This is a genomic window from Streptomyces sp. NPDC059852, assembly GCF_042731455.1.
Taxonomy (GTDB): domain Bacteria; phylum Actinomycetota; class Actinomycetes; order Streptomycetales; family Streptomycetaceae; genus Streptomyces.
This window is the reverse complement of sequence record NZ_JBHWJK010000009.1, coordinates 137883-157374: the sequence shown is the minus strand read 5'-3', so window position 1 is coordinate 157374 and position 19492 is coordinate 137883. Positions and strand designations below refer to the sequence as shown.

Below are 19492 nucleotides of genomic sequence, written 5' to 3'. Positions count from 1 at the left end.
AACGCGTCCGCCGCCGGGGCCCATCGGGCTCCGGCGGCGTTCCGGTGGGTGCCGTGGGGGCTCAGCGGACCGCGCCGGCTTCCGCTCCCTCGCGGCCCGGGGTGTTGTCGTCCTCGGGGACGGCCGGGTTGTCGCCGCCCCCCGCCGTGTCGTCCACGGCCGTGCGCAGGGGGATCTCGCGGAGGAAGACGATGGCGATCAGCGCGACCAGGGCGATGGGCGCGGCGATGAGGAAGATGTCGCCGGTGGCGTGACCGTAGGCGTCCTCGACGACGGCCGCCAGCGGCGCCGGAAGGGTGTGGATGTCGGGCAGGGAGCCGTCGCCGGAGGCCTGGATGCCGAGTTCCGCGATGCCCGACGCGGTGTAGGTGCCGACCTTGGAGGCGAGGACGGCGCCGAGTGCCGACACTCCGACGGCGCCGCCGAGCGTCCGGAAGAAGGCGACGACGGAGCTGGCGGCGCCGAGTTCGTGCAGCGGGACGGTGTTCTGCACGGCGAGCACGAGGTTCTGCATCGTCATGCCGACACCGCAGCCGATGAGGAACATGTACGCGCCCAGCAGGCCGTACTCGGTGTCCGCGCGCACGGTGCCCATGAGGGCGAGCCCGACGATGAGGAGGATGCCGCCGACGACCAGGTAGCGCTTCCATTTCCCGGACTTCGTGATGACGCGGCCGATCACGGTGGACGAGACGACCAGCCCGATGATCATGGGCAGCGTCATCACGCCGGCCATGGTGGGCGAGTCGCCGCGGGCTATCTGGAAGTACTGGCTGAGGAACACGGTGCCGCCGAACATGGCGGTGCCGACCGCGAGGCTCGCGACCACCGAGAGGGTCAGCGTCGGGTTGCGGAAGAAGTGCATGGGGATGATCGGTTCCGTGGCGCGCAGTTCCACGAACACGAAGACCACGGCCAGCGCGAGGGCCCCGAGCACCATGGCGACGGTCGGACCGGACCACCAGGCGAACGAGTCGCCGGCGAGGGAGACCCAGATCAGCAGCAGGGAGACCGAGGCGGCCACGAGGGTGGCGCCGAGGTAGTCCACCTTGACGTCCCGGGTGATCAGCGGCAGCCGCAGGGTGCGCTGCAGCACGATGAGCGCGGCGACCGCGAAGGGCACGCCGACGTAGAAGCACCAGCGCCAGCCCAGCCAGGAGGTGTCCACGATGACGCCGCCGAGGAGCGGGCCGCCGATGGTGCCCACCGCCATGACCGCGCCGAGGTAGCCGTTGTAGCGGCCGCGCTCCCGGGGCGGAATGATCGACGCGAGGATCACCTGGGCCAGAGCGGTCAGGCCGCCCGCGCCGAGGCCCTGGACGACACGGAACGCGATGAGCGTGCCCGTGTTCTGCGAGAGGCCGGCCGCCGCGGAACCGACGATGAAGATCAGCAGGGAGAGCTGGACGAGCAGCTTCTTGCTGGTGAGGTCGGCGAGCTTGCCCCAGATGGGGGTGGAGACGGTGGTGGCCAGGAGGGTGCTGGTGACCACCCAGGTGTAGGCGGACTGGCCGCCGTCGAGGTCGCTGATGATGCGGGGCAGGGCGTTGGAGACGACCGTGCTCGACAGGATGGCGACGAACAGGCCGAGCAGCAGGCCGGAGAGTGCCTCCATGATCTGCCGGTGCGTCATGGGAGCGCCGTCGGTTCTCGCCGCGGTGCTCTCTGTGCTTTCTTGCTGTGCCACGTGGAAGTTCCCCTGGAAGACGGGTTCGGGCCGTCCCGCGCGGTGCGGGACGGTGGTGGTGCTGTCGGGCGGTGGTGCCGGCGGGGCGGTGGTGGATCAGGCCGAGGCCGGCTGTGCGGGGTCCGGCTCCCGGTCGGGCACCTCGGCGCCGTGCAGACGGCGGGCGAGACCGCCGCGCAGGCGGTCGAGCAGCGTGGTGAGGTCCGCCAGTTCCCGCGCGGTCCAGTCCTCGGTGGCCTCGGCGATCAGGTCGGTGTGGATGTCGACGAGCCGGTCCACCTCGGCGCGGCCCTCCGCGGTGACGCCGATGAGGCTGGACCGGCGGTCCTCCGGGTTGGCCCGGCGGGAGACAAGACCCCGCTGCTCCAGGTGGGCCACCTTCCGGCTCACCACGGAGAGGTCGCAGTCCAGGTGCTCGGCCAGTTCGGACGGCCGGACCTCGCCGGTGCGGGTCAGGGCGGCCAGGACGACGACGGCGTTGCGGGATCCCTGCGGAAGCCGGCGTCCCAGCTGCCGCCGGATGACGGCGATCGCGGTGAGCTGCTTCAGCACATGGGCGATGGCCGCATCGTGCCGCTGTTCCCTCATCGCTCCCCGCCCGCTCGGATCGGCGCCTGTGCCGGCGAAGCCGTGCCCGCCGCCGTTGATTGCCCGGAGCAACTATATAGCCATCCGAACGGCGTTGCGAGACCGCGGGTGTGGGCGGACCGCCCGCTAGAGGACGGCGGCGCGCCCGCGCAGCTCGTCCAGGCCGATCGCCGTAGCCTCCGTCGCCGGCACCGTGCAGGCGTGGGCTCCGGCGATCGTGCCGAACAGGGCGCTGCGCAGCGGTGTCTCGCGGTTCAGCCAGGCGTGCAGGAACGCGGCGGCGAAGGCGTCGCCCGCGCCGTTGGAGTCCACGACCGGAGCGGGTGGCGGCACTGCGGGCAGGTGCGTCAGTTCGTCGTCGGCGAGGACGTACGCGCCCTTGTCCCCGGCCGTGGCGACGACGACCTCGGCCCTCCCCCGCCCGGCGATCCGGCGCAGGGTGCGCTCCGGGTCGCGCAGCGCGGCCGCGGAGAGGAACACCACGTCGGCGCCGTACGCGAACGGCTCGTGGTACGGGTTCTCCCCGTCCCAGTCGTGCAGGTCGGTGGAGAGCGTGACGCCGGTCTCGCGCAGGACGGGCAGGGCTTCGGCGCAGGGCTGGGTGAGGGACACGTGCGCGTGGCGGCTCGCGCCGGCGAGGGCCCGCAGCGTGTCCTCGGGGAACCGATCGTCGGGGTGCGCCCGGGTCGTGTCGTACAGGGACAGCCGCCGGCCGTCCGGGCCGACGAGGTTGACGGCGCGCCTGGTGCCGGCGGGCTGCGGGACGGCGGTGAGGGGGATGCCCTTGTCCCGGTGCAGGGCGCGCACGAGGTCGCCCTCGGGGTCGTCGCCGAGGAAGTCGAGGTGGTGGGTGCGCAGGCCGAGGGCGGTCAGGGCGACGGCCACGAAGTCCCCGGTCTGGCCGGCCCGGGTCCGGATGCCGCTGTCGATCATGTAGCTGTCGGCGTACGGGAGCGGCAGCTCCGGCACCCGCACGATGGTGTCGACACCCGCCCCGCCCAGCACGAGCACATCGATGGCGCGGCCGGCGGGAGCGGTGGCGTCACCCGGAACGTTCGTGATCTCCGACATGACGCCACCGTAGCGGCCGCCGGCGACAGTGACTCCTACGGAGCGATATCCGCCTGGGACGCGGTCACCCGGCGGCGGACCGCGAACCAGCCGGTGACCAGTGCCGCCGCGATGAGGGGGACGAGGAGGAGCGTCTTGCGGCCGACCTCGGGATCGTTGGCCATCAGGCCGAGGCAGGCCAGCAGGAAGGCGATGGTGGCGATCTCGGTGACCGGGCTGCCGGGGAGCCGGAAGCCCGGGCGGCTCAGCAGGCCCGCGCGGGCCCGGCGGACGAAGACCAGGTGGCAGACCATGATGATCACCCAGGTGGAGATGATGCCCAGGGACGCCACGTTGAGCACGATCTCGAACGCCTTGCTCGGCACCAGGTAGTTGAGGCCGACGCCGAGCACACAGACGGCGCAGGTCAGCAGGATGCCGCCGTACGGGACCTGGCTGCGGTTCATGCGGGCGGTGAACTTCGGGGCCGAGCCCGCCGTCGCCATGGAGCGCAGGATGCGGCCCGTGGAGTACAGGCCCGAGTTGAGCGAGGACATCGCCGCCGTCAGGACGACGAGGTTCATCACGTCGCCCGCCGCCGGGACGCCGATCTTCGACAGCACGGTGACGAAGGGGCTCTCGTCGCCCGAGTACACCGAGCCGGGCAGCAGGAGCGCGAGCAGGAGCACGGAGCCGCAGTAGAACAGCCCGACCCGCCACATGATCGAGTTCACCGCGCGCGGGACGACCTTCTCGGGTTCCGCGGTCTCGCCCGCGGCGACCCCGACCAGCTCCAGGGCGGCGTACGCGAAGATCACGCCCTGCATCACCAGGACGACGGGCATCGCCCCGTGCGGGAGGAGGCCGCCGTTGTCGGTGATCACGCTCAGACCCGGGGTGGTGCCGCCGACCTCGTGCCGGGTGGCGAGCAGGAAGACGCCGATGAGCATGAAGCCGACGAGGGTGGCGACCTTGACGATCGCGAACCAGAACTCCATCTCACCGAAGATCTTCACCGAGATCAGGTTCACGGCCAGCACGACCGCCAGGGCGGCCAGGGCGAGCAGCCACTGCGGGATGTCGGTGAACAGGCTCCAGTAGTGCGTGTAGAGCGCGATGGCGGTGATGTCGGCGATCCCGGTCGTCGACCAGTTCAGGAAGTACATCCAGCCGGCGACATAGGCGCCCTTCTCGCCGAGGAACTCGCGCGCGTACGACACGAAGGAGCCGGACGAGGGGCGGTACAGGACGAGTTCGCCGAGGGCACGGACCACGAAGAAGGCGAAGACGCCGCAGACGAGGTAGGCGAGGGCGAGTGCGGGACCCGCGCTGTGCAGGCGTCCGCCCGCGCCGAGGAAGAGGCCGGTGCCGATGGCCCCGCCGATGGCGATCATGTTGACGTGACGGGCCTTGAGGTCCTTGCTGTAACCGGCGTCGCCCGCGTCCGCGGGCGTCTGGACCGCGGCTTCGGGGGTCGCGGCCACTGCCGTGTTCACGGCGTCCTTGCTCACGGGAGGATCCACTCTCTGGTGCGCCCGAGCAGACCTCACTCGGGTTCCGGACGTACGAGCGGCCCGGGCACCGGGGCGGGCGCGGACCGAGGGGGCGCCTTCCCGTTCGCGAACCGATCACACGGTGGCGTGTGTCACAGAGCGTGACGCGCACTCGGGGCGGCCCGGTGCGTCGCGGAAGGTGTCACAGCATTGGTGCGACAGCGATACTGCTGCACATGACGACCGGCACCGGGGAGACGACCCTCACGATCGACGAGCTGGCCGCGCGGGCGGGGACGACGGTCCGCACGGTGCGGTTCTACGGCACCAAGGGCCTGCTGCCGCCCCCCGTGCTCGGTCCGCGCCGGGTGGGGCACTACGGGCGCGAGCATCTGGCCCGGCTGGCGCTCATCGAGGAGCTGCAGCACCAGGGCATGACGCTGGCGGCCATCGAGCGGTACCTCCAGCAGCTCCCGCCGGATCTGGACGCGCACGACCTGGCCGTGCACCGGGCCGTCGTCGCCTCCTGGGCACCGGAGAGCGTGGAGACGGTCCCGCGCGCCGAGCTGGAGCGGCGGGCGGGGCGCCCGCTGGACGACGGCGACGTGGCGCGGCTGGCCGCGATGGGGGTGGTCGCGGACGGCGACGGCGGCACCTACCGCGTCGACCTGGGGCTGCTGCGGCTCGGTGTGCGGCTGCTGGACGTGCCGCTGTCGCCGGAGGCGATCCTCGCCTCGCGCACGGTCCTCATCGAGCACGCGCGCGAGGCGGCGCGGGAGCTGTCGCGGCTGTTCCGCCAGGAGGTCGAGCAGCGGGCCGCCCAGGACGTGAAGTCGCTGTCGGCGTCGATGCAGCCGATGGTGGTGCAGGCGCTGCTGACGGCCTTCCAGCGGTCGCTGCGCGAGGAGCTGCGGCAGTGGCTGGGCGGTGACGCGGGCGCGGACGGCGCCGGGGCGGCGGACGAGGACGCACAGGCGGACGGAGGTGCCTGACCGGCACGGGTCCCCGGTGTCCGGGGACCCGTGCCGGCGGGGCGACGCGTCACCGGCCGTCGGTGAACGTCTCCCCCTTCTCCGCCTTCTCCACCAGCAGCGCCGGCGGCGTGAACCGCTCGCCGTACGCCGCCGCCAGCTCGCGGGCGCGGGCCGTGAAGCCGGCCACGCCGCCCTCGTAGCCGTTGATGTACTGCAGGACGCCGCCCGTCCAGCCGGGGAAGCCGATGCCCAGGATGGAGCCGATGTTGGCGTCGGCGACGGACGTCAATACGCCCTCCTCCAGCAGCCGCACGGTGTCCAGCGCCTCGGAGAACAGCATGCGCTCCTGCATGTCCCGGAACGGGATCCGCGCGTCCTCGCGGGTGAAGTGCTCGCGCAGGCCCGGCCACAGACCGGCCCGCTTGCCGTCCTCGCCGTACTCGTAGAAGCCGGCGCCGCCGCTGCGGCCGGGGCGGTCGAACTCGTCGACCATGCGGTCGATGACGGCCTCGGCGGGGTGCGGCGTCCAGGTGCCGCCCGCCTCCTCGACGGCCCGCTTGGACTCGTTGCGGATCTTGCGCGGGAGCGTCAGGGTCAGCTCGTCCATCAGGGAGAGGACCTTGGCGGGGTAGCCGGCCTGCGCCGCCGCCTGCTCGACCGACGCGGGCTCGACGCCCTCGCCGACCATGGCCACGCCCTCGTTGATGAACTGGCCGATGACCCGGGAGGTGAAGAAGCCGCGGGAGTCGTTGACGACGATCGGCGTCTTGTTGATCTGCCGGACCAGGTCGAAGGCGCGCGCGAGCGCCTCCTCCCCCGTCCGCTCGCCCTTGATGATCTCGACGAGCGGCATCTTGTCGACGGGTGAGAAGAAGTGCAGCCCGATGAAGTCGGCCTGGCGCTCCACGCCCTCGGCGAGGGCGGTGATCGGCAGCGTCGAGGTGTTGGAGCACAGCAGCGCGTCCGGCTCGACGATGTTCTGGATCTCCTGGAACACCTTGTGCTTGAGCTCGGGGTTCTCGAAGACGGCCTCGATGACCGCGTCGCAGCCGGCCACGTCCTGCGGGTCGGCCGTCGGCGTGATGCGGGCGAGCAGGGCGTCGGCCTTCTCCCGCGTCGTACGGCCCCGGGAGACGGCCTTGGCGCAGAGCGTCTCCGAGTAGCCCTTGCCCTTGAGGGCGGCTTCCAGGGACACGTCCTTCAGGACGACCTCGATGCCGGCGCGGGCGCAGGAGTAGGCGATGCCCGCGCCCATCATCCCGGCGCCGAGGACGGCGACCTTGCGGACCTGGCGCGGCTCGACGCCCTTGGGCCGGTTGGCGCCGGAGTTGACGGCCTGGAGGTCGAAGAAGAACGCCTGGATCATGTTCTTGGAGGTCTGGCCGGCGGCCAGCTCCACGAAGTAGCGCGCCTCGATGACCTGCGCGGTCTCGAAGTCGACCTGGGCGCCCTCGACGGCCGCCGCGAGGATGTTGCGGGGCGCCGGGTAGGGCGCGCCGCCGGTCTGCTTGCGCAGGTTGGCGGGGAAGGCGGGCAGGTTCGCCGCGAACTTGGGATTCGCGGGGGTGCCGCCGGGGATGCGGTAGCCGGGCCGGTCCCAGGGCTGCTGGGACTCGGGGTGGGCGTCGATGTAGGCGCGGGCCTTGGCGAGCAGTTCCTCGTGGGTGCCGGCCACGTCGTCGACGAGGCCGTTCTCCAGGGCGCGCTGCGGGCTGTACTGGGTGCCCTGGAGGAGGACCTTCAGCAGGGCGTCGGCGATGCCGAGCATGCGGACGGTGCGGACGACGCCGCCTCCACCGGGCAGCAGGCCGAGGGTGACCTCGGGGCAGCCGACCTTGGAGCCGGGCGCGTCGAGCGCGATCCGGTGGTGGCAGGCGAGGGCGATCTCGTAGCCGCCGCCGAGGGCCGCGCCGTTGAGGGCGGCGACGACCGGCTTGCCGAGGGTCTCGATGCGGCGCAGCCGGCGCTTGATCGCCATGCCGCCCTCGAAGAGCTGCTGGGCGGTCTCCGGGGTGACCTGGATGAGGTCGCGCAGGTCGCCACCCGCGAAGAAGGTCTTCTTGGCGGAGGTGATGATGACACCGCGGATGGTGTCCTTCTCGGCCTCGAGGCGGTCCGTGACCACGGCGAGCGAGTCGCGGAACGCCTGGTTCATGGTGTTGGCCGACTGGTTGGGGTCGTCCAGGACGAGGGTGACGACGCCGTCGCGGTCCTGTTCCCAGCGGATGGTGGTGGATTCAGTGCTCATGTGGGAGTGCTCTCCGTGTGATCCGTCGTATCCGTCGGGAGGGGGTCAGACGCGCTCGACGATGGTGGCGATGCCCATGCCGCCGCCGACGCAGAGCGTGGCGAGGCCGTACCGCTTGTCCTGGCGCTCGAGTTCGTCGACGAGCGAGCCGAGGATCATGGCGCCGGTCGCGCCGAGCGGGTGGCCGAGGGCGATCGCGCCGCCGTTGACGTTGACCTTGTCGAGTGACAGGCCCATGTCCTTCACGAAGCGCAGGACGACCGCGGCGAACGCCTCGTTGATCTCGACGAGGTCGATGTCGTCGATGGTCAGGCCGGCCTTGGCGAGCGCCTTGCGGGTCGCGGGCGCCGGGCCGGTGAGCATGATGGTGGGCTCGGACCCGGAGACGGCGGCGGAGACGATCCGCGCGCGCGGGGTGAGGCCGTAGCGCTCGCCGACCTCCTTGCTGCCGACGGCGACGAGGGAGGCGCCGTCCACGATGCCGGAGGAGTTGCCGGCGTGGTGGACGTGGTCGATCTTCTCGACCCAGTGGTACTTCTGCAGCGCGACGGCGTCGAAGCCGCCGAGGTCACCGATGTCCGCGAAGGACGGCTTGAGCTTGCCGAGGGAGTCGGCGGTGGTACCGGGCCGCATGTGCTCGTCGTGGTCGAGGACGACGAGGCCGTTGCGGTCCTTGACCGGGACGACGGACCGGTCGAAGCGGCCCTCCTTCCAGGCCGTCGCCGCGCGCTCCTGGGAGAGGGCGGCGTACTCGTCGACGTCGCGGCGGGTGAAGCCCTCGATGGTGGCGATGAGGTCGGCGCCGATGCCCTGGGGCACGAAGTTGACGTCGAGGTTGGTCATCGGGTCGTTGAACCAGGCGCCGCCGTCCGAGGCCATCGGCACCCGGGACATGGACTCGACGCCGCCCGCGAGGACCAGGTCCTCCCAGCCGGACCGGACCTTCATCGCGGCCAGGTTGACGGCTTCCAGGCCGGAGGCGCAGAAGCGGTTCTCCTGGACGCCCGCCACCGTGTCGGGCAGGCCGGCCGCGATCGCGGCGATCCGGGCGATGTCGGAGCCCTGGTCGCCGACGGGGCCGACGACGCCGAGCACGATGTCGTCGACGGCAGCCGGGTCCAGGCCGGGGAAGCGGTCGCGGATCTCGTGGATGAGGCCGACGACCAGGTCGATGGGCTTGGTGCCGTGCAGGGCTCCGTTCGCCTTGCCGCGGCCCCGGGGGGTGCGGATCGCGTCGTACACATACGCTTCGGTGCTCACAGGGGGAAGCCTTTCGGGGTGAGGGTCAGCCCAGCAGGGAACGGCCGATGATCTCCTTCATGATCTCGGTCGTCCCGCCGTAGATGGTCTGGATGCGGCCGTCCGTGAAGGCCCGTGCCACCGGGTGTTCGCTCATGTAGCCGTACCCGCCGTGCAGTTGCAGACAGCGGTCGGCGACGCGCTTTTGGAGTTCGGTCGCCCACCACTTGGCCATCGAGGCGTGGACGGCGTCGAGCTCGCCGCGGTCGTGGTCCGCTATGCAGCGGTCCAGGAAGGTGCGGGTGACCGCGCACTCGGTGGCCATCTCGGCCACCTCGAAGCGGATGTGCTGCTTGGTCGCCAGGGGGCGGCCGAACGCCTCGCGCTCCTTGACGTACGCGGTGGTGATCTCCAGCAGGTGCTCGGCGGCGGCGATCGCGGCGACGGCGATGCTGAGGCGTTCCTGCGCGAGGTTCGTCATCAGGTGCACGAACGCGCCGTCGAGCTCGCCGAGCAGGTTCTCCTTGGGGACGCGCACGTCGTGGAAGAACAGCTCGGCGGTGTCCTGGGCCTTCTGGCCGATCTTGTCGAGGTTGCGGCCGCGCTCGAAGCCCTCCATGCCGCGTTCCACGACGAGCAGCGACAGCCCGCGCGCGCCGCCCTCCGGGGTGGTCCTCGCCACGACGATCACGAGGTCGGCGAGGAGGCCGTTGGAGATGAACGTCTTGGAGCCGTTGAGGACCCAGTGGTCGCCGCGGTCCTCGGCGTGGGTGCGGATGCCCTGGAGGTCGGAGCCGGCACCGGGCTCGGTCATGGCGATGGCGGTGATGAGCGTGCCGTCGCAGAAGCCGGGCAGCCAGCGGCGCTTCTGCTCGTCGGTGGCGAGGCCGGTCAGATAGGGGCCGATGATGTCGTTGTGCAGGCCGAGGGCGAGGCCCGGGGTGCCGGCGCGGGTGAACTCCTCGGCGAGGACGGCGCTGTAGCGGAAGTCGGGGGTGCCGCCGCCTCCGTACTCCTCGGGCACGGCGAAGCCGAGCAGGCCCTGCTTGCCGGCCGCGCGCCAGGCGTCGCGGGAGACGATGCCGTCCTTCTCCCACTGCTCGTAGTACGGCAGCACCTCCCTGGCGAGGAAGGCGCGCACGGTCTCCCGGAACGCGTCGTGCTCGGGGGCGAAGATCTGCCGCTTCATGCGAGGCCCTTCGTGGGGTCGGGGTGGGCGGGCAGGCCGGGCACGTCCCAGTCGCGGGCCACGTCCGCGGTGCCGGCGCCGGGCCGCGCGGGTCCGGTGCGTACGGCGGTGGGGGTGGCCGAGAACCGGGGCGCCGGGGCCGGCTGGGTGAGGCCGCCGTGGTCGGTGAACGTGCCGCGGGCGGCGAGGTGCGGGTCGTGCGGGGCCTCGCCGAGGGTCAGGACGGGGGCGACGCAGGCGTCGGTGCCGTCGAAGACGGCCGTCCACTCGTCGCGGGTACGGGTCCTGAAGCGGGCGGCGACGGCCTCGCGCAGCTCGCTCCAGCGGCCGATGTCCGTGCGGGCGCCGGTGTGCTCCGGCAGGCCGAGCAGGGTGACGAACTCGTCGTAGAAGCGCGGTTCCAGGGCGCCGACGGCCATGTACCGGCCGTCGGCGGTCTCGTAGGTGCCGTAGTAGGGGCAGCCGCCGTCGAGGAGGTTGGCGCCGCGCCGGTCCTGCCAGCCGCCGGCGGCGAGCATGCCGTGGATCATCGTCGAGAGGTGGGCGGTGCCGTCGACGATGGCGGCGTCGACGACCTGTCCCTCGCCGGTCGCGCGGGCGTGGTGCAGGGCGGCGAGGACTCCGACGACCAGGTAGAGGGAGCCGCCCGCGTAGTCGCCGAGCAGGTTGGCGGGGACGGCGGGCGGTTCGCCGGGGGTGCCGATCATGCCGAGGGTGCCGGTGCGCGCGATGTACGCGATGTCGTGGCCGGCGCGGTCGGCGAGCGGGCCGTCCTGGCCCCAGCCCGTCATCCGGCCGTAGACCAGCCGGGGGTTGCGGGCGTGGCAGGCGTCCGGTCCGACGCCGAGGCGCTCCGCCACGCCGGGGCGGTAGCCCTCGACGAGGACGTCGGCGCGGGCGGCCAGGTCGAGGACCCGGGCGGCGCCGTCGGGGGCCTTGAGGTCGACGATCACCGAGCGCTTGTTGCGGTTGGTGATGTCGTAGGCGGGGTCGATCGCGAGGCCCGGGCCGCCGGGCCGGTCGACGCGCACGACGTCGGCGCCCAGGTCGGCGAGGAGCATGGCGGCGAACGGGCCGGGCCCGATGCCGGCCAGCTCGACCACGCGCACGCCGGTGAGCGGGCCCTGTCCTGGCGTCGTCGCCATCCTGCCCCCAGGTGTGTGACACAACTGCTGTAACACCAGCGATGCTAAGAAGGCGCACCGATGGACACAAGAGCAAGCGCTTAGGAAGTTACCCGCCGGAAGCCGCGGCGGCGAACCCGTCCGGCGGCCTCAGCGCGCGTCCAGCTCCCCGATCAGCAGTTTCGGGGCGATGGCGCGATAGCTTTCCTCCACCCACTCGCACAGCAGTCCGGCCGCCGGGGCGCCCTCCGGCTCCAGCGGGACGCGCACCCAGCCCGAACGGCCCAGTCCGTATCCGGCGGGCTCGGCGCCCGGGCAGGTGAGGGCGTGCGCGTGGACCGCCTCGTCCGTCAGCTTCACCGTCACCCCCGGCGGGTGGCCGCTGTCGGGGGCGCCCAGGAAGACGAACACCTTCTTGTTGACCTTCGCGACGGTGTCCCCCCAGGGGAACTCCTCTGCCGCCCCCGGCAGACCGAGGGCGAACTCGCGCACTTTTTCCCACTTCTTCAGGGCAGTCCTGGGCACGGCCACCGCCTCACCTCCGGGCTCGTCGTCGGGCTCCGCGCACCTCACGCTAGCCTCGGCCACCGACAACGGCGCGTGGTGCGGAACGAGGGGTGTCATGAGCAGGCTGAACAGGTCGGACCGTCCGTACGACGTCGTGCTCTTCGGGGCGACCGGGTTCGTGGGGGTGCTGACGGCGCAGTACCTCGCCACCCACGCGCCCGAGGGCCTGCGGTGGGCCGTCGCCGGGCGCGACAAGGCGAAGCTGGAGGCGCTGCGCGCGTCGCTGCCCGAGGGGTCGGGGCCCGGCGTGCTGGAGGCGGACGTCGCCGACCCGGCGTCGGTGCGCCGGCTCCCCGAGCAGGCGCGCGTGGTGGCCTCGACGGTCGGGCCGTACGTGCGGTACGGCGAGGACCTGGTGGCGGCCTGCGCGGACACCGGCGCCGACTACGTCGACCTGTGCGGCGAGCCGGAGTTCGTGGACCTGACGTACGTACGGCACGACGCCCGCGCGCGGGAGACGGGCGCCCGGCTGGTGCACGCCTGCGGTTTCGACTCGGTCCCGCACGACCTGGGGGCGTACTTCACCGTGCGGCAGCTGCCGGAGGGGGTGCCGCTGACGGTCGACGCGTACGTGACGGCCGACGCCGCCTTCTCGGGCGGCACGTTCGCCTCGGCGCTCGGCCAGTTCGCGCGCGGCCGGCAGATGATCGCCGCCGCCCGGGACCGGGCCCGGCACGAGCCGCGGCTCATGGGCCGCCGGGCGCTGGCGCCGACGGGGGTGCCGCGGTTCGCCGGGGAGGTCGGCGCGTGGGCGCTGCCGCTGCCGACGATCGACCCGCAGATCGTGAAGCGGTCCGCGCGGGCGCTGGAGCGGTACGGCCCCGACTTCCGCTACCGCCACTACGCGGCCGTACGGCGGCTGCCCGTCGCGGTGGGCGGGGTCGCGGCGATGGGCGCCCTGTTCACGGCGGCCCAACTGCCGCCGGCCAGGCGCTGGCTGTCGGACCGGCTCAAGCCGGGCGAGGGGCCCGGCCCGGAGAAGCGGGCGAGGAGCTGGTTCTCGGTGCGGTTCGTCGGCGAGGGCGGCGGGCGGCGCGTGTTCACGGAGGTGTCCGGGGGCGACCCGGGCTACGGCGAGACGGCGAAGATGTTCGCGGAGTCGGCGCTCTGCCTGGCCTTCGACGAGCTGCCGGAGACGGCCGGCCAGGTCACGACGGCGGTCGCGATGGGCGACGCGCTGACCGAGCGCCTGCGCACGGCCGGCATCACGTTCCGGGTGGCCGCCACCCGCTGACCCGGTGTCCTCACAGAGGCCACTGCAACAGCGTGTAGATCATCCCGGCGATCCATCCGAGTCCCGCCAGCACCCCCACGACGAGCGCGGCCGTCACGGCCCGCTCGACAGGACGCCCGGGATCGGCCGACGGTTTCGCTGCACGGTGAGTGGTCATGCCCGCCACCCTGCCGGGCGCCCTGGGAGGGCCACATCCGTACGGGTACTCAGACGCCGTACTCAACGGCTGTCCTACGCGGAGGCCGTCGCCTCCTTCAGGGCGCGGCGGCACAGGCTGTCCGCGTGGCGGGTTGTTTCCGGGAGGCGGTAGGTGGGGGTCAGGGCGAGGGTGTGGGCGCAGGCCGTGTCGAGGGTCGTGCGGTGGCCGACGGAGACGAAGACCGGCTTGACGCCGTCCTGGGTGCGCAGGGCGCGGCCCACCTCCTCGTCGCCGGCCAGCAGCGGCGAGGCCGAGCCGCGCGGGGCGGCGGGGGTGTCGTAGGCGAAGGTGAACGGGTTCTTGGCGACGCCGATCGTGGGCAGGCCGGTGAGGACGCCGAGGTGGCTGGCGAGGCCGAAGCGGCGGGGGTGGGCGAGGCCGTAGCCGTCGCAGACGACGAGGCCGGGCGGGCACGCCAGGGCGTCCAGGGCCGCCAGCACGGTCGGGATCTCGCGGAAGGCGAGCAGCCCGGGGACGTACGGGAAGGAGATCCGGCCGACGGCGGTGGACTCGGCGACGACCTCCAGGGTCGCCGCGTCGAGGACCACGGCCGCGGCCGCCACCACGTCGCGTTCGTCGTCGTAGGCCACGTCGACGCCGGTGACGTGCCCGGTCCCGGGCGCCGGGCCCGGTTCGTCGCGCACCACCCGGCGCCGCAGCTCGTCCTGGACGGCACGGGCCTCTTCCTCGGTCGCGGGCCAGCCCGCGGGCACTCTCACGCTCGTCATGGTGGGTCAGAGCGTACGAGGCACGCGAGGACCCCCGTGACGGCGGAGGCTCCTTGGCCGTCACGGGGGCCGGTCGGGGGGCGGGCGAACGGTTCGTCGCGTGGCGTGCATTCGCCCTCGTCACCGGGTCCGTCGCCAGGTCGACGGTCCCCGGACACGCGCGGTCCCGTGGGACGCCGCGCGCAGGGTCACTTGCCCAGTGCCTGCTTGAGCTGGCTCTTGTTCATGTCCGAACGCCCGTGGATGTTGCGCTTCTTCGCCTCCTCGTACAGCTGGTCCCGGGTAGGGCCCTGCGGCCCCTTGCCCGACCGCTCGCCGCCCCGCTGACCCGAGGACTTGTCCTGGGTCGAGGTGCGGCTGGCCGTCCGGGACTCGCCGGACCGGGCGCGCTCCTTGTTCACCGTCCGCGCCGCGATCTCCTCGGCGCGTGAGGTGCTCTCGCCCCGGTCCTCGGCGCTCTTCTTGATGTGCTCGTACTGGCGTTCCCGCTTCGGGCTGGAACCGGCTGGCATGGGGTCACTCCTCTCGCCGTCCGGTTCCCGGGTACCCCGTTTTCGCCTCATCTCTCCAGACGTGCGACCCGGCCCTGTTCGCCCGCGGCCCAGCAGCCCCCGTCGGGCGTGCAGTCCACCGTGTCGTAGGAGCCGGTGTCGACCGTCCGCCAGGTGCGTCCGCCGTCGGTGGTCAGGTCCGTCCCCGTGGGGCCGACCGCGAGGGCGGCAATGCGGCTGTGCGGCAGCCAGGCGACGCCGGAGCGGTAGGCGGGCGGGGGCGTGCCCGCGCCGCTCCAGTGCCGTCCGCCGTCGCCGGTGCGGGCCGCGGCCCGCGGCGAGGGCTGGTCGGGGCGGTAGTCGCCGCCGACCGCGAGGCCGTGCTGCCGGTCGTGGAAGGCCAGCGCGAAGACCCCGCGGGCCGGGTCGCCGGCCGGGACCGGCGCGTCGGAGGCCGTCCAGGTCAGTCCCCGGTCGGCGGAGTGCAGCACGCGCGCGTGTGCCGCCCCGCCGGTCGCCAGCCAGACGTCCCTGGCGCCGGCCGTGACCAGGCACTGCCCGCTCGCCGCGAACCCGGCCTCGCCGTCGAGCGCGGGCGGCATCCCGGTGTCCGGCAGCACGGTCCAGGAGCGGCCGCCGTCCTGCGTGGACAGGATGCGGAACCGGCCGTCGACCGGGTCGCTCATGGCCAGGCCGTGCCGGTGGTCGAAGAAGGCCATGCAGTCGTAGAAGGCCCGTACGTCGGTGTTCCGGAAGGTCTCCGTCCAGGTTCGGCCGCCGTCGTCGGTGCGGTACACCCGGGACGCCTCGCCCTCGCCGATGGCCAGCGCCACGGCCCGCCGCGCGTCGAACGCCTCCACGTCCCGGAACTGCAGCTCCCCGGCGCCCGGCGGCGACACGTCCCGCCAGCTCGCCCCGCCGTCGGTGGTGCGCAGCACGGTGCCCGCGGTGCCCGCCAGCCAGGCCGTGCCGCGGTTGACGGCCGACAGTCCCCGGAAGCGCACCTCGGGCGCGCCGCTGTCCTTCAGCACCCAGTGCGGTGCCGGGTGCGGTTTCCGGCCGTGCGGCTCCCCCGCCTGGGCGGGCGCGGCCGTCAGCGCGGCCAGGACCGCCCCGCAGACCACCAGCGCGGCCGGCCCCCAGGAGGTCCGTCCCCTCCGTCGCGTGCTCCCCGAACGTTTCATGGCGCGCGAAGCTAGTCCACCGTCACCCCGGCGTCCATAGGGCCTCATCGGGCACGGACGACCTTCCGGGCACAGGAGGGCGAAGGCGGCACGCGGGTGCATGAAGGCGGTGACAGAGGTCACTCGACCTCGGAGTGCACGGAATGGCTGATTCCGTCGTCTCTGGAAGTGCCCGTCCCGCCCGCCCGGAACTCTGTCCCGCCGTCACAAGGGAGCAAGGCGTTGTCCACCGTCATCGAGCAGCCCGTCGAGGCCCGCCTCGTCGCCGCCGCGCCGCGGATGCAGCGCATCCCCGCGACCCTCCACTACGACCGGCGTGACCCGTTCGCCGTCCGGATGACCTTCCCGGCCCCGGCCACCCTGGAGGGCGTGGAGGTCTGCTGGACCTTCAGCCGCGACCTGCTGCTGGCCGGCCTGGAGGAACCCCAGGGCGACGGCGACGTCCGGGTGCGCCCGTACGGGTACGACCGTACGGTGCTGGAGTTCCACGCCCCGGAGGGCACCGCGGTGGTGCACATCCGCTCGGGCGAGGTGCGCCGGTTCCTGCGCTCCACGAGCGAACTGGTCCCCCTCGGCCTGGAGCACCTCCAGCTCGACATGGACCGCGATCTGGCGGAGCTGATGCGGGACGCCTGCTGACGTCCCGCCGCCGGGCCCCCGTGGGGCCCCGCACCGCGCCTCCTAATGGCGTTGACACCGTCCGCAGCCCCTCCTACGGTGTAAAGCGTCCTGTTGCCGCCGATTGGAGAAGGACGTTGCTCGTCTGAGGTCCTGAGACACCGCGTCACACCACACGTGTGTGCACGCCGCGTGCGACCTCGGCGTCCGAGCCGTCCCAGCCGTCTCCACGGAGCAGGGCTTTTCTCATGCCCAGGGCCTCTCACCGCCCGTAGGTCGCCGGTGTCTCGATACGCGTTTGCCCCTGTTCGTCCGAGCAACCGCGGAGGCGCCCCCTCATGTCAACATCCATCAGCTGTACCTCCCTGTCATTCTCCTGGCCCGACGGCTCCTCCGTCTTCGAGGGCCTGGACGTCGCGTTCGGTCCCGGCAGGACCGGTCTCGTCGGCGTCAACGGATCGGGAAAATCAACACTTTTGAAGCTCGTCGCCGGTGAACTCGCCCCGTCCGACGGCGCCGTGCGCGTCGCCGGCGAGATCGGGTACCTGCCGCAGAACGTCACGCTGGACACCGCTCTCCGCGTCGACCAGGCGCTCGGCATCGACGCGAAACGGACCGCGCTGCACGCCATCGAGGCGGGCGACGTGGCCGAGGAGCACTTCGAGACCGTCGGCGACGACTGGGACGTGGAGGAGCGCGCCCTCGCCACCCTCGGCGAACTCGGGCTCGGACACGTCGCGTTGGACCGCACGATCGGCGAGGTGTCGGGCGGCGAGTCGGTGCTGCTGCGGCTGGCCGCGCTGCTGCTGCGCCGGCCGGACGTCCTGCTCCTCGACGAGCCCACCAACAACCTCGACCTGTACGCCCGCCGACGGCTGTACGCGGCCGTCGAGTCCTGGCCGGGGGTGATGGTGGTGGTCAGCCACGACCGTGAACTCCTCGACCTGGTCGACCAGATCGCCGATCTGCGCTCCGGCACCATCAGCTGGTACGGCGGCAACTACTCGGCCTACGAGGTCGCCCTCGCCACCGAGCAGGAGGCGGCCGAGCGCATGGTACGGGTCGCCGAGGCCGACCTGAAGAAGCAGAAGCGCGAACTGATCGACGCCCAGGTCAAGCTGGCCCGCCGCAAGCGGTACGGCCAGAAGATGTGGGACAACAAGCGCGAGCCGAAGATCGTCATGGGGGCGCGCAAGCGGGCGGCGCAGGAGTCCGCGGGCAAGCACCGCATCATGCACGAGGAGAAGCTCGCCGAGGCCAGGGAGCGCCTGGACGACGCGGTGGACGCCGTGCGGGACGACGACGAGATCCGCGTCGACCTGCCGTACACGGCCGTCCCCCCGGGCCGCAGTGTGCTCTCGCTGCGGGAGCTGGAGGTGAGCTACGGGGCACGGGTGCCCGGCGGTCTCGATGTGCACGGCCCGGAGCGGATCGCGCTGGTCGGGCGCAACGGCTCGGGCAAGACGACGCTGCTGCGGACCATCGCGGGCGAACTGCCGCCCGTGGCGGGCGAGGTGACGGCCCATGTGCCGCTGCGCTTCCTGCCGCAGCGCCTCGACGTCCTCGACGGCGAGGCGTCCGTCGTCGCGAACGTCGCCCGGTTCGCGCCGGGTGCCGGCAACAACCGGATCCGGGCGCAGCTGGCCCGCTTCCTGTTCCGGGGCGCCCGCGCCGACCAGCTCGCGGCGACGCTCTCGGGCGGCGAGCGGTTCCGGGCGGCCCTGGCCGCGCTGATGCTGGCCGAGCCCGCGCCGCAGCTGCTGATGCTGGACGAGCCGACGAACAACCTGGACATGGCGAGCGTGCGCCAGCTCACCTCGGCGCTGGAGTCCTACGAGGGGGCGCTGATCGTGGCCAGCCACGACCTGCCGTTCCTGGAGTCCATCGGCATCACGCGCTGGCTCATGATCGAGGAGGGAGAACTGAGGGAAGTCACGCCGGAGACAGTCGGGTATCCCGCCTGACGCCACCGCCATCAGCGGCCACGCCGTGGACGCGGGGGTTTCCTACGGACGGGTAACCCCTGCATGATGGCCGTCCGGCACCCCCTGCATCATGGGTGCCGGAACCTGCCACCGATCCGAAAGATCCCGTCGTGCCCAGCAAGAAGGCCCTCATCCGCCGCCCCGGCCCGCGTCTCGCCGAGGGGCTGGTCACGCATGTCGAGCGGGCGGAGGTCGACGTCGACCTCGCGCTCGAGCAGTGGGAGGCGTACGCGGAGGCCCTGCGCGCGCACGACTGGGAGACCGTCGAGGTGGACCCGGCCGACGACTGCCCCGACGCGGTGTTCGTCGAGGACACGGTCGTGATGTACCGCAACGTCGCCCTGATCACCCGGCCCGGCGCCGAGTCCCGGCGGCCCGAGACGGAGGGCGTCGAGGAGGCCGTCGCCTCGCTGGGCTGCTCGGTGAACTGGATCTGGGAGCCGGGCACGCTGGACGGCGGCGACGTCCTGAAGGTCGGCGACACGATCTACGTCGGCCGGGGCGGCCGGACCAACGCGGCCGGCGTGCAGCAGTTGCGGGCCGCGTTCGAGCCGCTCGGGGCGCGGGTGATCGCCGTACCGGTCAGCAAGGTGCTGCATCTTAAGTCGGCCATCACCGCCCTGCCCGACGGGACGATCCTGGGCCGTATCCCGCAGCTCGACGTCCCCTCGCTGTTCCCGCGCTTTATGCCGGTGCCGGAGGAGTCCGGGTCGCATGTGGTGCTGCTCGGCGGGGACCGGCTGCTGATCGCCGCGAGCGCCCCGAAGACGGCGGAGATGCTCGCCGATCTCGGCCATGAGCCGGTCGTCGTCGACATCAGCGAGTTCGAGAAGCTGGAGGGCTGTGTGACATGCCTCTCGGTGCGGATGCGGGAGCTGTACGCCTGACCGGCTG

Annotated in this window: 18 protein-coding genes; 5 read left to right on the top strand and 13 right to left on the bottom strand. The window is 72.5% G+C overall.

All coding sequences use genetic code 11. From position 1 onward, the window contains the following. Positions 1 to 61 precede the first annotated feature (61 nt). From ACFV46_RS14570 to ACFV46_RS14555, 4 genes are all read right to left on the bottom strand, one after another. Complete coding sequence (locus tag ACFV46_RS14570; protein ID WP_385498403.1) at positions 62 to 1633, bottom strand: MDR family MFS transporter; 1572 nt, start codon at positions 1631 to 1633, stop codon at positions 62 to 64. Between the two features lie 150 nt (positions 1634 to 1783). After that, positions 1784 to 2275, bottom strand: coding sequence for a MarR family winged helix-turn-helix transcriptional regulator (locus tag ACFV46_RS14565; protein ID WP_385498401.1), 492 nt, complete (start codon positions 2273 to 2275; stop codon positions 1784 to 1786). A gap of 126 nt (positions 2276 to 2401) precedes the next feature. Then, entirely contained in the window at positions 2402 to 3346 is a 945-nt protein-coding gene (locus tag ACFV46_RS14560) for a PfkB family carbohydrate kinase (RefSeq protein WP_385498399.1), read from the bottom strand. 35 nt (positions 3347 to 3381) lie between these two features. Then, the gene (locus ACFV46_RS14555) at positions 3382 to 4836 is read right to left on the bottom strand and encodes an amino acid permease (protein WP_385498398.1); all 1455 of its coding nucleotides are present in this window, start codon (positions 4834 to 4836) and stop codon (positions 3382 to 3384) included. Between the two features lie 218 nt (positions 4837 to 5054). On the opposite strand from ACFV46_RS14555, the gene ACFV46_RS14550 reads away from it, so the two are divergent. Beyond that, positions 5055 to 5810 (top strand): MerR family transcriptional regulator, encoded by a 756-nt coding sequence (locus ACFV46_RS14550; protein ID WP_361925083.1) that lies wholly within the window; start codon positions 5055 to 5057, stop codon positions 5808 to 5810. Positions 5811 to 5859: 49 nt separating this feature from the next. Here the strand turns inward: ACFV46_RS14550 and ACFV46_RS14545 are convergent, their stop codons facing one another. The 5 genes from ACFV46_RS14545 to ACFV46_RS14525 all read right to left on the bottom strand — a co-directional run bounded on the left by ACFV46_RS14545 (position 5860) and on the right by ACFV46_RS14525 (position 12123). Next, complete coding sequence (locus ACFV46_RS14545) at positions 5860 to 8040, bottom strand: 3-hydroxyacyl-CoA dehydrogenase NAD-binding domain-containing protein (protein WP_385498397.1); 2181 nt, start codon at positions 8038 to 8040, stop codon at positions 5860 to 5862. Positions 8041 to 8085: 45 nt separating this feature from the next. Beyond that, positions 8086 to 9300, bottom strand: coding sequence for an acetyl-CoA C-acetyltransferase (locus ACFV46_RS14540; RefSeq protein WP_385498396.1), 1215 nt, complete (start codon positions 9298 to 9300; stop codon positions 8086 to 8088). 25 nt (positions 9301 to 9325) lie between these two features. Continuing rightward, on the bottom strand, positions 9326 to 10468 hold the full coding sequence (locus tag ACFV46_RS14535) for an acyl-CoA dehydrogenase family protein (RefSeq protein WP_376728713.1): 1143 nt from the start codon (positions 10466 to 10468) through the stop codon (positions 9326 to 9328). After that, on the bottom strand, positions 10465 to 11613 hold the full coding sequence (locus tag ACFV46_RS14530) for a CaiB/BaiF CoA-transferase family protein (RefSeq protein ID WP_361925075.1): 1149 nt from the start codon (positions 11611 to 11613) through the stop codon (positions 10465 to 10467). The genes ACFV46_RS14535 and ACFV46_RS14530 overlap by 4 nt, the downstream gene beginning before the upstream one ends. Positions 11614 to 11742: 129 nt before the next feature. After that, positions 11743 to 12123, bottom strand: a complete 381-nt coding sequence (locus ACFV46_RS14525) for an MmcQ/YjbR family DNA-binding protein (RefSeq protein WP_385498395.1) — start codon at positions 12121 to 12123, stop codon at positions 11743 to 11745. Positions 12124 to 12214: 91 nt separating this feature from the next. Here ACFV46_RS14525 and ACFV46_RS14520 point away from each other — a divergent pair, with 91 nt between their 5' ends. Then, positions 12215 to 13393 carry a saccharopine dehydrogenase family protein gene (locus ACFV46_RS14520; RefSeq protein WP_385498392.1) on the top strand — a complete coding sequence of 393 codons (1179 nt, stop codon included), beginning with the start codon at positions 12215 to 12217 and terminating at the stop codon, positions 13391 to 13393. A 10-nt stretch (positions 13394 to 13403) separates the two neighbouring features. Here the strand turns inward: ACFV46_RS14520 and mmpA are convergent, their stop codons facing one another. The 4 genes from mmpA to ACFV46_RS14500 form a co-directional block, all read right to left on the bottom strand. Continuing rightward, on the bottom strand, positions 13404 to 13550 hold the full coding sequence (mmpA, locus tag ACFV46_RS14515; protein ID WP_361925069.1) for a morphogenic membrane protein MmpA: 147 nt from the start codon (positions 13548 to 13550) through the stop codon (positions 13404 to 13406). A 74-nt stretch (positions 13551 to 13624) separates the two neighbouring features. After that, positions 13625 to 14320, bottom strand: coding sequence for an endonuclease V (locus tag ACFV46_RS14510; RefSeq protein WP_385498390.1), 696 nt, complete (start codon positions 14318 to 14320; stop codon positions 13625 to 13627). Positions 14321 to 14508: 188 nt separating this feature from the next. Beyond that, the gene (locus tag ACFV46_RS14505; RefSeq protein ID WP_361925065.1) at positions 14509 to 14832 is read right to left on the bottom strand and encodes a plasmid stabilization protein; all 324 of its coding nucleotides are present in this window, start codon (positions 14830 to 14832) and stop codon (positions 14509 to 14511) included. A gap of 47 nt (positions 14833 to 14879) precedes the next feature. Continuing rightward, entirely contained in the window at positions 14880 to 15995 is a 1116-nt protein-coding gene (locus tag ACFV46_RS14500) for an oxidoreductase (RefSeq protein WP_361925063.1), read from the bottom strand. A gap of 222 nt (positions 15996 to 16217) precedes the next feature. Here ACFV46_RS14500 and ACFV46_RS14495 point away from each other — a divergent pair, with 222 nt between their 5' ends. The 3 genes from ACFV46_RS14495 (at position 16218) to ddaH (ending at position 19485) form a co-directional block, all read left to right on the top strand. After that, positions 16218 to 16634: an SsgA family sporulation/cell division regulator gene (locus ACFV46_RS14495; RefSeq protein ID WP_151786867.1), complete on the top strand. Its 417-nt coding sequence runs from the start codon at positions 16218 to 16220 to the stop codon at positions 16632 to 16634. Positions 16635 to 16951: 317 nt separating this feature from the next. Beyond that, positions 16952 to 18577 (top strand): ABC-F family ATP-binding cassette domain-containing protein, encoded by a 1626-nt coding sequence (locus ACFV46_RS14490; protein WP_376728709.1) that lies wholly within the window; start codon positions 16952 to 16954, stop codon positions 18575 to 18577. 131 nt (positions 18578 to 18708) lie between these two features. Beyond that, entirely contained in the window at positions 18709 to 19485 is a 777-nt protein-coding gene (gene ddaH / locus ACFV46_RS14485) for a dimethylargininase (protein ID WP_385498389.1), read from the top strand. Positions 19486 to 19492 lie beyond the last annotated feature (7 nt).

Coding starts and splice junctions, on each gene's coding strand:
- ACFV46_RS14570 (WP_385498403.1), bottom strand. CDS start 1,633: ATGACGCACCGGCAGATCATGGAGGCACTCTCCGGCCTGCTGCTCGGC.
- ACFV46_RS14565 (WP_385498401.1), bottom strand. CDS start 2,275: ATGAGGGAACAGCGGCACGATGCGGCCATCGCCCATGTGCTGAAGCAG.
- ACFV46_RS14560 (WP_385498399.1), bottom strand. CDS start 3,346: ATGTCGGAGATCACGAACGTTCCGGGTGACGCCACCGCTCCCGCCGGC.
- ACFV46_RS14550 (WP_361925083.1), top strand. CDS start 5,055: ATGACGACCGGCACCGGGGAGACGACCCTCACGATCGACGAGCTGGCC.
- ACFV46_RS14545 (WP_385498397.1), bottom strand. CDS start 8,040: ATGAGCACTGAATCCACCACCATCCGCTGGGAACAGGACCGCGACGGC.
- ACFV46_RS14535 (WP_376728713.1), bottom strand. CDS start 10,468: ATGAAGCGGCAGATCTTCGCCCCCGAGCACGACGCGTTCCGGGAGACC.
- ACFV46_RS14530 (WP_361925075.1), bottom strand. CDS start 11,613: ATGGCGACGACGCCAGGACAGGGCCCGCTCACCGGCGTGCGCGTGGTC.
- ACFV46_RS14520 (WP_385498392.1), top strand. CDS start 12,215: ATGAGCAGGCTGAACAGGTCGGACCGTCCGTACGACGTCGTGCTCTTC.
- mmpA (WP_361925069.1), bottom strand. CDS start 13,550: ATGACCACTCACCGTGCAGCGAAACCGTCGGCCGATCCCGGGCGTCCT.
- ACFV46_RS14510 (WP_385498390.1), bottom strand. CDS start 14,320: ATGACGAGCGTGAGAGTGCCCGCGGGCTGGCCCGCGACCGAGGAAGAG.
- ACFV46_RS14505 (WP_361925065.1), bottom strand. CDS start 14,832: ATGCCAGCCGGTTCCAGCCCGAAGCGGGAACGCCAGTACGAGCACATC.
- ACFV46_RS14500 (WP_361925063.1), bottom strand. CDS start 15,995: ATGAAACGTTCGGGGAGCACGCGACGGAGGGGACGGACCTCCTGGGGG.
- ACFV46_RS14490 (WP_376728709.1), top strand. CDS start 16,952: ATGTCAACATCCATCAGCTGTACCTCCCTGTCATTCTCCTGGCCCGAC.